The sequence below is a fragment of the Paenibacillus sp. RC334 genome, assembly GCF_030034735.1.
Lineage (GTDB): Bacteria > Bacillota > Bacilli > Paenibacillales > Paenibacillaceae > Paenibacillus > Paenibacillus terrae_A.
The window spans coordinates 1,324,041-1,338,527 of the sequence record NZ_CP125370.1 but is presented as its reverse complement, the minus strand read 5'-3'; the positions used below and the strand labels follow the sequence as shown (position 1 = coordinate 1,338,527).

11 protein-coding genes and 1 riboswitch are annotated in these 14,487 nt (G+C 47.1%); of the genes, 9 read left to right on the top strand and 2 right to left on the bottom strand.

The genetic code is table 11. The features are described from left to right. Window positions 1–219: 219 nt before the first annotated feature. The 3 genes from QMK20_RS06320 to QMK20_RS06310 all read left to right on the top strand — a co-directional run bounded on the left by QMK20_RS06320 (window position 220) and on the right by QMK20_RS06310 (window position 4,434). Window positions 220–981 (top strand): DeoR/GlpR family DNA-binding transcription regulator, encoded by a 762-nt coding sequence (locus tag QMK20_RS06320; RefSeq protein ID WP_192510385.1) that lies wholly within the window; start codon window positions 220–222, stop codon window positions 979–981. A gap of 586 nt (window positions 982–1,567) precedes the next feature. Next, window positions 1,568–2,563 (top strand): ABC transporter substrate-binding protein, encoded by a 996-nt coding sequence (locus QMK20_RS06315; protein WP_283655050.1) that lies wholly within the window; start codon window positions 1,568–1,570, stop codon window positions 2,561–2,563. Window positions 2,564–2,838: 275 nt separating this feature from the next. Beyond that, window positions 2,839–4,434 carry an ABC transporter substrate-binding protein gene (locus QMK20_RS06310; protein ID WP_481857801.1) on the top strand — a complete coding sequence of 532 codons (1,596 nt, stop codon included), beginning with the start codon at window positions 2,839–2,841 and terminating at the stop codon, window positions 4,432–4,434. A 26-nt stretch (window positions 4,435–4,460) separates the two neighbouring features. Here QMK20_RS06310 and QMK20_RS06305 read toward each other — a convergent pair whose 3' ends face one another. Together QMK20_RS06305 and QMK20_RS06300 are read right to left on the bottom strand one after the other, a co-directional pair. Continuing rightward, a complete protein-coding gene (locus QMK20_RS06305) occupies window positions 4,461–6,092 on the bottom strand; it encodes a formate--tetrahydrofolate ligase (protein ID WP_283655048.1) in 1,632 nt (543 codons plus the stop codon). 393 nt (window positions 6,093–6,485) lie between these two features. Then, on the bottom strand, window positions 6,486–6,998 hold the full coding sequence (locus tag QMK20_RS06300) for a DUF6933 domain-containing protein (protein WP_283655047.1): 513 nt from the start codon (window positions 6,996–6,998) through the stop codon (window positions 6,486–6,488). Between the two features lie 338 nt (window positions 6,999–7,336). On the opposite strand from QMK20_RS06300, the gene QMK20_RS06295 reads away from it, so the two are divergent. The 6 genes from QMK20_RS06295 (at window position 7,337) to QMK20_RS06270 (ending at window position 14,389) form a co-directional block, all read left to right on the top strand. After that, window positions 7,337–8,044, top strand: coding sequence for a response regulator transcription factor (locus QMK20_RS06295; protein ID WP_283655046.1), 708 nt, complete (start codon window positions 7,337–7,339; stop codon window positions 8,042–8,044). A 1-nt stretch (window position 8,045) separates the two neighbouring features. Beyond that, window positions 8,046–8,990, top strand: a complete 945-nt coding sequence (locus tag QMK20_RS06290; RefSeq protein ID WP_283655045.1) for a sensor histidine kinase — start codon at window positions 8,046–8,048, stop codon at window positions 8,988–8,990. Between the two features lie 118 nt (window positions 8,991–9,108). Then, window positions 9,109–10,032 carry an ABC transporter ATP-binding protein gene (locus QMK20_RS06285; protein WP_283655044.1) on the top strand — a complete coding sequence of 308 codons (924 nt, stop codon included), beginning with the start codon at window positions 9,109–9,111 and terminating at the stop codon, window positions 10,030–10,032. Continuing rightward, window positions 10,025–10,720, top strand: coding sequence for an ABC transporter permease (locus QMK20_RS06280; RefSeq protein ID WP_283655043.1), 696 nt, complete (start codon window positions 10,025–10,027; stop codon window positions 10,718–10,720). The genes QMK20_RS06285 and QMK20_RS06280 overlap by 8 nt, the downstream gene beginning before the upstream one ends. A gap of 122 nt (window positions 10,721–10,842) precedes the next feature. Continuing rightward, window positions 10,843–10,987: riboswitch (FMN riboswitch) on the top strand. Between the two features lie 170 nt (window positions 10,988–11,157). After that, complete coding sequence (locus QMK20_RS06275; RefSeq protein ID WP_283655042.1) at window positions 11,158–12,105, top strand: DMT family transporter; 948 nt, start codon at window positions 11,158–11,160, stop codon at window positions 12,103–12,105. 241 nt (window positions 12,106–12,346) lie between these two features. Beyond that, window positions 12,347–14,389, top strand: coding sequence for a methyl-accepting chemotaxis protein (locus QMK20_RS06270; protein WP_283655041.1), 2,043 nt, complete (start codon window positions 12,347–12,349; stop codon window positions 14,387–14,389). Window positions 14,390–14,487: the final 98 nt, after the last annotated feature.

Below are 14,487 nucleotides of genomic sequence, written 5' to 3'. Positions count from 1 at the left end.
GATAACATCATAATATTTGAAGCGCTTTCAGTCAATACGTAATTTGAATTTTTTATAAATTTATCTATCCAAATTACGAATATATATCGAAATAAACATAAAACACAAAAAAATGATTAAGTTTTGGTTAAATGTTGTTATAATGAATGTAAGAGAACCTTTTACCGCTGTTCAATTGCAATAATCGCTCTCATTTACCAAATTAAAAGGTGGATTTACATGTTAAAGACGAAACGCATTAAACAAATTCAGGAATATGTTTTTGAGCACCAGACGGCTTCATTAGATGAATTAGTTAATGTATTTGATGTTTCCAAAAATACGATTCGTCGCGATGTTCAGGAACTCGTGGAACGTGGAGAGCTTAAAAAGGTATATGGAGGTGTGGCGGTTAATCATACGACACTGGAGCCTTTTAACGACCGAATCACACGGCACCAGCAGGAGAAGACACTCATCGCCAAAGCGGCGGCAAGCTATGTGGAAGACGGGGATATTATTTTCATAGATTCGGGAACCACGACGCTGGAAATGATCGAATTTCTCAAAAACAAGCAACTGACGATTATCACTAACAATTTTGATTTTATGATCGACTCTTTCCCGTTTCCGGGTTTGAATGTTATTTCGACAGGCGGTATGCTGGAGCGGAAAACCAAATCTTTTGCCAGTTTCAAAAATATTGAACTCTTAAAATCCTATAACATTAATAAAGCGTTCATGGCTTCTACCGGCATTTCCATTGCCAATGGGGTCACCAATTCCTCTCCCCTGGAGAGCGAGATCAAGCAGGTAGTGGTCGAAAAAAGCTCGGAGGTTTTCTTGCTGGTGGACCACTATAAGTTCGACAAATACGCGCTCATGACCTATTGCAGTCTGGATCAGATTCATTATCTCGTCACAGACACGATGCCAGATAACACGTATCAGGAATATGTGCGGGAGCACGATATTCAGTTGATTATTGCGGATCGGGAGTAGAAGTAGAGCGATCAGACAGGACGTTGCGACAGAACAAAACACACGGATAGAACCGGGACAGCCGGCTTATCCGTGTGTTTGTGTTTTGTACAAAGTTAAATTGAGTGCATTCCAAAAAATCTTTATATAAGCTGCACTGAAAGTAAATAGTTACATTTGGAGCCACTGCGCAGTCGGATGGTGCTTCCCATCACCGTCGCCCCTGGATTTCTTGAATAAAGCTTATATTAGGATCAATAAGATATTTAACCTTTGCTTCTGCATCTGAAATCACAATAGTATATAGCTCGTTCTACAGTAATGTACCTATTTCCTCTTTATTAAATAACTAAATTAGACAAAAGCACATAGGGCTGGCTCAAAAGTAGTTTTAACTACTATAAGCGGCCTCTTTTTTGCGTGAGACAAATTGTAATACAAGGTGCGATACGTGTCAGCTCTATTCATGCATCTTCATTTTGTACAAAATCGAATTCCGTGACCAAGTTTGTCCATTGAGTATTGAAGGTGCATCGCTTATCATTGCTTCTGTGATAATAATTCTCATTTACACAACCCTGAATCCATCAATCATACGGAGGTTACCATGATCAATAAGAAATCCACTCGACAATATACGACTATGCTCGGCCTATTCTCTCTTATCGGAGCATTGCTGTTGGGATGCGGCACCTCGGAGAAACCTGCTGCAAATAGTAACACAACAGCACCCACTGCAGGAACGACGGCATCTACCAAGACTTCAGAAGCGGCTGCAACACGCTCTTACACAGACTATAGGGGACACACGGTAAACATCCCCACGTCTCCCCAACGTATTGCCTATTTCGGAGAAAACTATGGGGATCTGCTGGTTTTGGGCGTTCAGGCTGTAGGCACATCCACTTCCATGATTGAGGGCAAGGTGTATGAGAAGCAGGTTCAGAATGTAGCCGATCTGGGATTTCCGATTAATTTGGAAAAAGCATTGACGCTAAAGCCTGACCTGATCATTACAGGCAATACAGACGAAAAGCAGTATGTAGCTCTGAGCAAAATCGCGCCTACGATTGTATTCGACACCTTCGCTCCGCTGAACGAGCGATTGCTGCACCTCGGAGAAATCGTAAACAAGAAAAAAGCTGCCGAGGATTGGCTTGCACAGTACAAAATCAAGGAAACCGAGATGTGGAGCAAGCTGCATGCCAACGGCGTCAAGCCGGGAGAAACAGCTACGGTCTTCACTTACTATCCCGGTGATCGCTTGTTCGTGATGGGAAAGACAGGACTGTCACAGATATTGTACGAAAAGAATGGCCTCAAGCCTACGGCCCCTGTCCAGAAAGTGCTGGATGAAGACCAAGGATTTGTGCAAATTTCACCTGAAGTGATTGGACAATACGCCGGAGATCGGATTTTCATACTCAATACCCCAATTGCTGAAGCCAAGCAATCTACTGAGCAGTTGATGAAAAGCAAGCTCTGGCTCCAGCTTCCTGCCGTAAAGCAGGGACATGTGTACGCTCAGGATATTGGCAAGACCGAAAGTGATGCCACCACTCGGGAATGGTTGCTGGAGGAATTACCCAAGCTGATCAAATAAGAATGGGGAAGCATATCGACACTTGTTGATGTGCTTCTTTTTTGTTCACCCAAAAGGAGGTATACTTATGTATATATGATAACGATTCTCAATAAAAGGAGTGTTACACAGTCATGCAGCCTCAATCGCCCGTCTGTCCTCCCTCACCCAGCTCGTTGCTTTTTCACTTTAAGGGGATTGAGTGGGTTCGGAAGCCTGGTGAAGTGCAGTCCTCCAGCCCTTCAGCATCTGCATTTACATCTTATTCACATGCGGTTCCATATCACTGCCTGCTTATGTTCATCGATGGCACAGGTATGGTGGACATTGGACCGGAACAGTTTCTATTCCATGCGGGTCACGGGTATTGGCTGACTCCCGGTGATTCCTATCGGATCGCTCCCCTGAATGGAACTGTACCCGAATACTACAAGCTCATGTTCGAGGTCATCGTCATGTCATCGGAATCAGGATCAGACACAGCTCTGGTTGAAAATACAAATAGCTCTCCTTCCATATATAGAGGTCCTCTACTGCCGGGGTCACGTGAGCATATCGTTACCTCCTCTTCCAAGTCCATTCGGTTGACCGATGAGCTATTCCATAGCGCCCATCAGCCGATACACCTGCATAATGGCCTTTCTGGATTACGGCAGCAAATTATCTTTCAGGAGCTACTGCTATTGTGGCAGGAATCGCATGTCAATGTGGAGCATAAAGATAATTCTTGCCCGGCTTTGCCAGCATCAGTTGAGGCCACCATTACCTACATGGAGAAACACTACGAAAAGCCGATTACCGTCAAGCAGCTTGCCGAACAAGCGAACGTTTCCATTTGGCAATACTCGCAAATGTTTCGCAAAAGGACAGGCAAAAAGCCGCTGCATTACCTCACTGAGCTACGCTTGAATCATGCCAAGCGGCTGCTGCTGGAATGCAAACGGCCTTTACGTGAAATTGCCCGTCAGGTTGGTTTCTCTGACGAATATTATTTTAACCGCCGCTTTCGGCAAATGACCGGGATTCCCCCGAGACAATACGCGCTTACCGTTCCCTGTTCTGTCCGCGTCAAGGATTGGACGGGTCACCAAATCCATATTCCGCGCCGCCCCTGCCGTATTATTTATCATGGAGAAACGATGGGCGACCTGTTCGCACTGGGGGCCAAAGCCATCGGTGGAAGTTTACGGTTCAGTGAATACAGCGTCTATAAGCATCGTCTAGCGAACGTTGCCGATGTCGGTCTTCCACTCGATACTCGCTTGACCAGTGCTCTCGATCCCGATCTGATTATCATCGCCAATTCGGATGAACAGGAATATGAGCGCATTGCCGGCATTGCGCCCACCGTTACCTTCAACTCCTTTGCCACGCTGGAGGAACGTCTGCGGACGCTCGGCTCCTGGCTTGGCAAGGAGCGCGAAGCCGAACAATGGCTGTCTGCCTTCGCCGACCGCAATCTGAGTATGTGGCAACAGCTTGGCACAGAGATTACAGCCGGAGAAACGGCCTCCGTCTTCATCTTCGATCATGGTAATCGTCTATTTGTAATGGGGATGTCCGGCTTCTCGGCGGCTCTTTACCACCCGCAGGGCTTTCAACCTGTTGAGCCGATCCAAAAGGTACTCGACGAAGGGCATGGCTTTGCGGAAATCGAGCCACACCAGCTTCCCGACTACGCCGGGGACCGTATTTTCATGCTCATTCCCACTGCACCGGACTCCAAACGTACGCTGGAACGCATGCTGAACAGCGCTCTCTGGCACAACCTGCCCGCTGTGCGTCAAGGCCGGGTGTATTTCGTAGAAGCTGACCGCTGGAACTGGAACGATGCCATGACCCGGCAAAAGCTGCTCATCGCATTGCCCAAGCTGCTCGGTGCTTCTTCGTAAAACGCCTAACATTTTTCATAAAAATACTACATCAAGCCCTGAATGCTCCCATCCGGCTCCAGCGACATATGCTCGGCTGCCGGGGTTTTAGGCAGACCGGGCATGGTCATGGTGTTGCCCGTTTCCACGACCACAAAGCCTGCTCCTGCGGACAATGACACTCTGGACACGTGGATCGTAAAGCCCTCCGGTGCGCCTAGCAGAGACGGCTGATCTGAAAAAGAATACGGCGTTTTGGCCATGCATACAGGCAGTTGTCCAAAGCCAAGCTGCTCCATACCGGACAACGCCCGTTTAGCCGCTGGAGTATACGCTACCTCTGTCGCGCCATAAAGCTCCTGCGCAATGAACCTGATTTTCGCTTGCAGATCAAGCGCACTATCATACAAGGGTGCAAAATGAGCCTTGTCCTCTTGGAGCAGATGTAGCAGACTTTGGGCCAGCTTTTCTCCCCCTCGGCTTCCATGTGCCCACACCTGCGATAGCTCTGCGGGTACACCCAGCTTGCCACACTCCGCGAAAATCAGTTCCAATTCGGCTTCGCTATCTGTTACAAAATGGTTGACAGCTACCAGTACAGGCACGCCGAATTTTTGCAAATTCCGTACATGCCGATTCATATTGGCTAATCCAAGCTGTAATTGCGCCAGATTTTCCTCGTCCAGCTCATTTTTAGCTACACCGCCGTTATATTTCAGCGCTTTGGCGGTTACGACCAACACAGCCGCATCCGGCTGCAAACCGGACTGACGGCATTTGATATCAAAAAACTTTTCTGCCCCCAGCTCAGCCCCGAATCCGGCCTCCGTCACGACAACCTCCCCTAGCTTCAATGCCAGCTTCGTACCGATCAGACTGCTGCATCCGTGCGCAATATTGGCAAAAGGACCACCATGCACAATGACTGGTGTTCCCTCCAGCGTTTGCACCAGATTCGGCTTTAACGCATCCCGAAGCAGCACAGCCATACCTTCCACTGCTTGCAAATCCTCCGCCGTTACCGTTTCGCCCGCTTCATTATATCCGATGACCATTCGACCCAAGCGCACTTTGAGGTCGTCGATATTCTCGCTCAAGCACAATACCGCCATCACTTCCGAGGCCGAGGTAATCAGAAATCCGCTCTCTCTCACTGCTCCATTACCTGTTCCCAATCCGGTTACTATACTTCGCAAACTCCGGTCATTCATATCTACAGCCCGTTTCCACATGATTCGTTCCGGCTTCAAGCGCAAAGCATTGCCATGAAACAAATGATTGTCAATCATCGCTGCCAGCAAATTATGCGCCGCCGAAATCGCGTGAATATCGCCCGTAAAATGCAGATTAATATCCTCGGCCGGAACAATCTGGGCTTTTCCACCCCCGGTTGCTCCCCCTTTCATGCCAAAGCAGGGGCCAAGTGACGGCTCCCGCAGCGCAGCTATGGTCTTGTGCCCCAGCGCATTCAGCGCCTGTGACAGTCCAATGGTGGTTAGCGTTTTTCCTTCTCCCGCAGGAGTCGGATTCATTGCTGTGACCAGCACCAGCTTTCCGTTCGGACGGTCCTTCACCTGCTCCCACAGGGACGGATTCAGCTTCGCTTTATATTTTCCATACGTCTCCAGATGCTCTTCTGCGATTCCTGCTTCTTTGGCTACCTCAATAATCCGTTTCATGCTCGTTATGTACCCCCTGTTTTTAAGTCTGACCGATGGTGTCAAACACTGTATCGTTTTATTTTACCAAAGTGTGACGCTTTTTGCGCTGTGATTCATTTCATCGCAAGCTTTGCTTTCCTGTGAGTTGTAAAAAAAGAGCATCCCCCGCCCAGATGGACTTTGGTGGATACTCTTTTGGCACGTCCTGTTTAACGACCAGCTCAGAAACTAACCGACAAAGTTGGCAGCATAATTTTCAGCAATAAATCCTTTAGAAATCAGGACAGCTTGGGATTTCTTCGTCGCAGGACCATAGCCTTGGGACAGCAGATCATTAATATGTAAGCGATTATAATATACTAGATTATATATCATAAGAGGGAACAAATGGAACTTATTTCCGAATTGATCTCAAGACTCTCGAACATTTTCTTGTTTATAATGCTTCTCCAAGGCCTCTTTAAAAGCATCAATAGGATACTGGTATTGTATCGATTTGAAGACAATTCGGTTATTCCACTGGTTTTTTTCCAGATCGATCCCATGCTCCATATCCAGTTCCTTCATGACGAAAATAATCTCATTCAGCGTCCCGACGACACTGCGATTATTGGTTGTAGCAGGCAGCATCTGCTCACCTTCCTGTGTGTACGCCTCTACAATTTGCTCATCAAAACCCTCACTGAGCATAAGTTCCTTCAAGGCTTGGACAAAAAGAGTTGGCAGGTTTTTGTACTGCGCCTTTTTGATTCCGAACAGTGTAACACTCAAGCGGGATGCATCATGCATAAACACAATATTTTTTTTCCGATTCAGCAAAAACAAGTTGGCGTGCCAACTATTCAAAGGCGGATAAATATCAACTTGAAGTGGTTCGACATCCCATTCCTTCAGCAGCTTTTGTGTTCCCCGTATGACAAACATCGTTGCTCTCCTTTATGACGGTCCTGTGCCGTAGCTCATGTTTCGATCATGTCCAAACTTTCGTATAAGGCATGTCCCGGATATCATAACACTGTATTCCAAACTTCGGATTGTAAACTCTTTCAGTATAATATAGGAAGGCGGTGAATTTCCAGTAATTTGATTACATCTTATGCTGGAGATGGAGAAAAAAAATCTACTTCAGTGCATTTAAGTTGAGAATATTCGCCCGTTTAAATTCGTTGGATATTTTCATGGAAATCCTCTCCACTGCTCTATATAATTCAGGTACAGTTCGTCACACGAGCTTAATCTAAAATTAGGGGTGTTCCACACCTATGTCACAACATATTTTACTCATTGAAGATGATACAGCCATTGCCGAGATGCTGCTCAAAGCGCTCAGTAAAGAAGGCTACACATTAACCACCGCCTATGACGGGGAAGAAGGGCTTCTTGCCTTTGAACGTCACACCTACGATCTGGTATTGGTGGATCTGATGATGCCCAAGGTGGATGGTATGGAGGTCATCCGTCGAATCCGTACCCACAGCGCTGTGCCGATTCTGATTATGTCAGCCAAGGACAGCGACGTGGATAAAGCGCTTGGACTGGGCTTCGGGGCAGACGATTATATCGCCAAGCCTTTTTCGATGGTAGAAATGACGGCACGCATTCAGTCCGCTATCCGCAGATTCACTATCTATGCGCGGCAGCAACAGCAGGAGGAACAGCCGAAAGCACAGGTCCTGACCTACGGAAATCTGCGCATTGATTTTGATCATTTTATGGTCACCCGCAACGGAATCCAAATTCAGTTAACAGCTAAGGAATCTGATATTCTCAAGCTATTTGTCACCCATCCGAACCGTGTATTTACTAAAGCGCAATTATACGGGTTTATCTGGAAAGAGGATTATATGGGTGACGAAAATGTGATTAACGTCCATATTCGCCGCTTGCGTGAGAAAATCGAAGAAGACCCCTCCCACCCTGTTCATATTAAGACCTTATGGGGCATTGGCTACAAATGGGAGAACGGGTGATATGAACATCGAGATCATTTCTGAATGGATCGTCGTCCTCATCCTGTCCGTCGTTATTGTATGGCTCTGGCGGGAGCGTGTGGCCCAAAAGCGCAAAATAAAGGATATCCGAAACGCACTGGAACGGATTGTAACCGTTAATCATGCGGAAAAGCTGTTATATGTCACAGGCGATCCCGAGCTGCAAAGGCTCATGACGGAAATTAACCGTCTGCTGGACTTGAATTTGAGAGTGTCTGTGGATTACAACCGAAGCCAAATCGCCATGCGTAAAATGATTTCAAACATTTCTCATGACCTCAAGACCCCGCTGACGGTGGTACTCGGATATGCCGAGATGCTGGATGCCGATCCGCATATTTTGCCGGAAGAACGTGCAAAGCTGCTATCCAGGATTCATCAGAAGACAAGCGAAGCGATTAAGCTGATCGGAAGCTTTTTTAGCTTGGCGAAGCTGGAGGCTAATGATACGGACATTCCGTTGACCCGGCTAGAGGTGGGAGAGCTGTGCAGACGCAGCATTTTGGAGTTTTATGATCTGCTGACCGCGCAGGGGTTTGCTGTGCATATTGATATCCCGGAGCACCCCATTCATGCCTTGGGGAACGAAGGAGCGTTTGGGCGGGTGCTGAACAATCTGATCTCGAATGCGATTCGCTACGGTGCCGATGGTCGGACACTGGGACTGACTCTAACGGAACAGCAGGACACGGTGCGTATAGAGGTATGGGATCGGGGGCAAGGCATACAGGAGCCTGAGCAGGACAAGGTTTTTGAACGTATGTACACGCTTGAGGATTCCCGAAATAAGGCGATACAGGGCAGCGGGCTGGGTCTTACGATTGCCAAACGTCTGGTTGAGACGATGAACGGAGAGATTCATTTGAGCAGCATTCCTTATGAGCGGACGGTCTTCTCTTTTACATTGAAAAAAATCAACTATTAATCGAACTCAGCATTATGCAGAATGCTCAACTTAATAAATTTGTAAGAATCGAGAAAGAAAAATGAACATTTCACCCTTTATGCTTAAATTATCAACAGTATACGAAGGGAGAACACCCATGACTTACATATTAAGGACGCATCAACTGACCAAAGCCCTGAAGGGCAACGAAATTGTAACGGGGGTCAGCATGAATGTGCGCCAGGGGGAAACTTATGGCTTTCTCGGTCCTAATGGGGCGGGGAAGACGACGATTATGAAAATGATTACGAACCTGCTCAAGCCCACCTCCGGTGAGATTGAATTGTTCGGTGAAAAATTAACGCCAAAGTCGTACCACCTGCTCGGCCGGATGGGCTCGATTATTGAATATCCGATTTTTTATGACAGGCTGACCGCCCGACAAAATCTCGAACTTCATTGTGAATACATGGGCTATTATAACAAGCAGGCTGTTCGGGATGCACTGGAACTGGTGAACCTGCGAAACGCAGATGACAAGCCGGTAAAGGATTTCTCTCTGGGGATGAAGCAGCGTCTCGGGATCGCCCGAGCGATTGCGACCAAGCCGGAGCTGCTGATTCTGGACGAGCCAATTAATGGATTGGACCCGGTGGGGATCAAGGAAATCCGCCAATTGTTCCACATGCTGTGCAAGGAATATGGCATGACGATCCTTGTGTCCAGCCACATTTTAGTGGAAATCGAGCAAATTGCCGATACGGTGGGTGTGATTAATCACGGTCGACTGATTGAGGAAGTGTCGATGGAACAGGTGCGGGAAACCAATACGGAATACATCGAATTTACGACCAATGACTGCAAAAAAGCAGCCTACGTCCTCTCCCATCACCTGAATCTGACGAATATCCGGGTGCTGAATGATCAGAATATACGCATTTACGATACAAGTGTACCGCAGAAACAAATTACGAAAACACTCATTTTAAATGATGTAGAGGTGGATTCCATCCACCAAAAAAACAGTACACTGGAAGACTACTTCGTGCGGCTGTTACATGGAGGTGAACTCCATGCTTAAACTGATGCAACTGGAGCTGAAAAAGTTTCATTTGGCAGGATATATCCGTTCGGCGTTGATCGCCAACGCGTGTATTTTTGGCCTGTTCATCATTATTGCGCTGGACAGCCAAAGTGAAGGAGTGCCCGAATTTACAGGGTACGCTGAGCTTTTGGACCTCCTGGACTATATGGTCAGAGCCACATTTATTATTTTTGCCTCCGTCCTGCTGTGCCGCTTTATTGTGAGCGAATTTAAGTCCAAGTCGATTAACATCTTGTTCATGTACCCGATTGACCGCAAAAAGCTGATGGTCGCCAAACTCTTGGTCGTGTTGCTGTTTACGTTCCTGTCCATTATTTTATCGGAAATCATCATTACGGCAGCCCTTCATCTATTAAATCAGTTTGTCGTTATTGTACCGGATAAGCTTAGCCTCACTATACTGGGACAGCAATCAGTGCGGACACTGATCAATGCGGTTGCAGCAAGCTTTATGGGGCTGGTTCCGCTGTACATGGGGATGCGAAAATACTCGATACCTACCACCATTGTGAGCTCGATCCTGATCGTAGCCCTGCTTTTCTCGAATAATAACGGCGCTACGCTTAGCTCCATTGCACTTGTACAGATCGGCTTTGCCGTGCTGGGAATGCTCGTAGCTTATGCGGCCATCCGCCGCATCGAGTATAACGATATTACCTCGTAATATGTAATTTTGTAAAACGCTTTCAAGAAATATATGAAAAACCTTGCTCGATGTACACATATTTTTCACTGGACTTCATTCTAAAACAGGTATATCCTATAGGAGAAATTAAAAAACGGAATAAGGATCTTCGGGGTAGGGTGTGATTCCCAACCGGCGGTATGGCTCATGGAGCTAAGCCCGCGACTCTGTATCTGGCAACAAGATACGGACTGATTTGGTGAGATGCCAAAGCCGACGGTAAAGTCCGGATGGAAGAAGATCGAAGCATGAACATGCCGTCAAGTGGATGAATGCTGCATTCTTGGTTTTGCAGCAACTTCTTAACTTGCATAAAGCGGCAAGTTTATTTGATCAACCCCCGTCTTGCATGGCCTATCGCCATGGACGGGGGTTTTTATGCCACCGGTCCTGTATTCGCAAGGAGCTAATTGAGAATGAGTCAATCATCAACTGTACTAACATCCAAAGGTTTTGATCGTAGCTCCCACATGAAAAGCGGTTTTTGGCTAGTCGCGATTGGAGCGGCCTTGTGGGGCGCGGACCCACTGTTTCGCATTATTTTGCTCAAATCATTTACCTCTACACAAATTGTGCTGATGGAGCATGTGCTGCTCTTTATCGCCCTGGCACCAGTGCTGTGGAAGCATCGCGAGGAGCTTAAAGCGGTACGGCTTCGTCAGATTTTGGCTATCTTGTTCGTCTCGTGGGGCGGTTCTGCTCTGGCCAGCGTGATTTTCACGATGGCACTTAGCAACGGTGATCTTAACGCTGTGCTGCTGCTCCAAAAGCTTCAGCCGTTGGTCGCTATTATTCTGGCCCGCGTTATATTGAAGGAAATGCTGCCGCGTAATTTTGGAATATTAATTGTCGTGGCTCTGTTTGGAACGTATCTTCTTACCTTCGGCTGGTCGCTCCCTTTTGGACATGTTAATGATTTCGTCCACGTCGGCAGCCTGCTTGCACTAGGAGCAGCGGTCCTGTGGGGCGGTTCGACAGTGATGGGAAGCTACTTGCTTCGTTCGATGAAATATGAGACGGTGACCTCCCTGCGCTTCATGGTGGCTCTCCCTCTGCTGATCGTTCTCACCTCTGTGGAGCATGCACCTTGGAATATGCCTGCTGGCACATGGGCGGGCGCAGCCGTGATTATCAATCTGTTGTTGCAGGCGCTGCTCCCCGGTCTTCTCAGTCTGTTACTGTATTACAAGGGCCTCAGTACGACCAAGGCGTCTTATGCCACGATGGCAGAACTAAGCTTCCCGATGGTCGGCGTTGTAATTAACTGGATCGCTTTCCAGCAGATCGTTACGGTAGCGCAATTGACTGGCTTTATGCTTATCTGGATTACACTCTTTATGATTTCTCGTCAGCAAAAAAACTAATAGGTTCAATGTCCATTTTATCCCTCACCCAAGCCAAATCGAGAAGATGCTTTTGCATCTCCGATTTGGCTTTTTATGTATAAGTATTAATATATAACATGATACTTTAGAACTATTTTTAGATAAAAACGTGCAAAACAAGCACCTATTTATCTTTTCCCATAGATTACATCTATAAAATTCATCGGTTTCTGTCGAATAAAACAATGTAGTAATTATCAGACACAGAGGAGTAAGAACTATGACTAATAAAGCAAAACAAACAGTGCCATGGTGGACCAGGTTTCTCAGACAGTTTTATTTAATGAAAACAAGATTAATTGTAGCTTTTTTGGCTGTCTTATTGATTCCCAGCATATTGATTGGGTACTTTTCCTATCAGAGTGCCGAAACACAGCTTCGCCAGCAAATGGGTAGCTCGATTGATTTCAACCTGTTTTTATTTCGCAGCAACATTAATCAATATGTATCACCTTTAATAAAAGATTTAAATGTATTAGCTACTGAGGTTCAATCCAATACCCTGAACTCCAAGGAAGAAGAAATTCAGGCTAAATTTGATGTGATCCTGAAAGCTCATCCCGAGCTGGATGGGGTACTTCTCGGTAATACAAAAGGAGAATATGTCCGTTCACCAAAGAAAGAATCAACGGATTATGATCCCCGTGAAAAAACATGGTATTCAAATGCGATGAAGTTAAACGATGAAACATTCATTAGTGCTCCGTCAGTCAGTGCTTCCTCGGGTAATTTAGTGGTCACGTTGTCCAGAAACTTACCAGATGGTCAAGGAGCTATAGCAATGAACTTGAGTCTGGATAGACTAAGTCAAAGCTTGAAGGATGTTACGATCGGCAATCGTGGCGGACTGTTTGTGGTTGATGCGAACAGTACAGTTGTAGCGGGTGCTGGAGCTGCCTTTAAGAATACGGGGAAAAAACCGGCAGACTCCATTGAGGGACTACCCGTTATTACCAAGTTAAATGAAGGGGAAACCCAATCATCATCTGCAACGAAAGAAATTCGATTTATGAACAGAGATATGCAATCATTTACACTCGTTGATCCTCTCACGGGATGGAACATCATCGCCTTGGCAGATCAGGAGGATTTTAGCGATTCGGTAGCTCCCATTTTGAAACAAAGCCTGATCGTTATTGCTATATCCGTGCTGGCTGCTGCTATTGTTATTATCCTGATGATTCGCTCGTTCCTGATTCCACTGGGCAAGCTGCAAAATGGAACCCGCAGCGTCCGTGACGGCAATCTCACCGCACGGGTCAATCTGTCCGGCAAGGATGAATTCAGCGAGCTGGCGCAAAATTTTGACCAGATGACACATGCACTGCATACGATGGTTTCCGAGGTCAACCAAACGTCGTCCCGACTCGCGTCCTCCTCCCTGATGATCAAGGAAAGCACGGAGCAAACGACGGAATCCGTGCAGCATGTAGCGGAAACGGTTATGGAATCCGCAGAAAATGCGACCACCAGTGCAGAGGCATCCGAGCAAACGGCCAATGCCGTTGAGGAAATGGCCAAGGGTGTCAGCACCATTGCGGAATCGGCAAGCTCCATCGTAGATTCAGCAGGACAGACTGAGCATGACGTAGCCAAAGGCAGCCAAATGATCGGAAGCGTACGCACACAGATGGACCGTATTTTGGAAGCTGTGACCCAAACCGCCAGCCTGATGGATGAGCTGTCACAGCTCTCTGACGATGCGAAGCAGATGAATAGCGCAATTGCTGCCATTGCCAAGCAGACCAACCTGTTGTCGCTGAACGCGTCAATTGAAGCCTCCAGAGCAGGCGAAGCCGGGCGTGGATTCGCCGTGGTAGCCGTGGAGGTTCGCAAGCTGTCGGAGCAATCCAAGGAAAGCGCGGATTCCATCAGCCAGATCATTACACAGATGCTGGATCTGATCCAGCGCTCCACAGCTACGATGAACGGTAATGTTCGTAACCAGGTGGGCGAGGGACTGCGTATTAGCCAAGATGCAGAAGGTGCTTTCACGAATATTGAGCGCTCCACATCTCATATTGTGGAACAGATTCAAAGCGTATCCGCAGCCGCTGAACAAATTTCGGCCAGCACAGAGGAAGTTTCGGCTACTGTTACCCATCTGGCAAGCCTGTCCCGCAATTCGGCGGATAGCTCACAGACGACCTCCGCAGCCGTTCAGGAGCAAATGGCGGCGATGGAAGAAATCGCTTCTTCCTCTCAGGAGCTGTCCAATATGGCGCAGGATTTGCAAGAGCTGGTGAAGCGATTCAAGATTTAGTTCCTGTAATACATCTGCACCTGTTCAACCTAAAAAAGCCTTCGTCCGTATACAAAAATACGGGCGAAGGCTTTTGTGATGTTAGGGCATTAGACGAT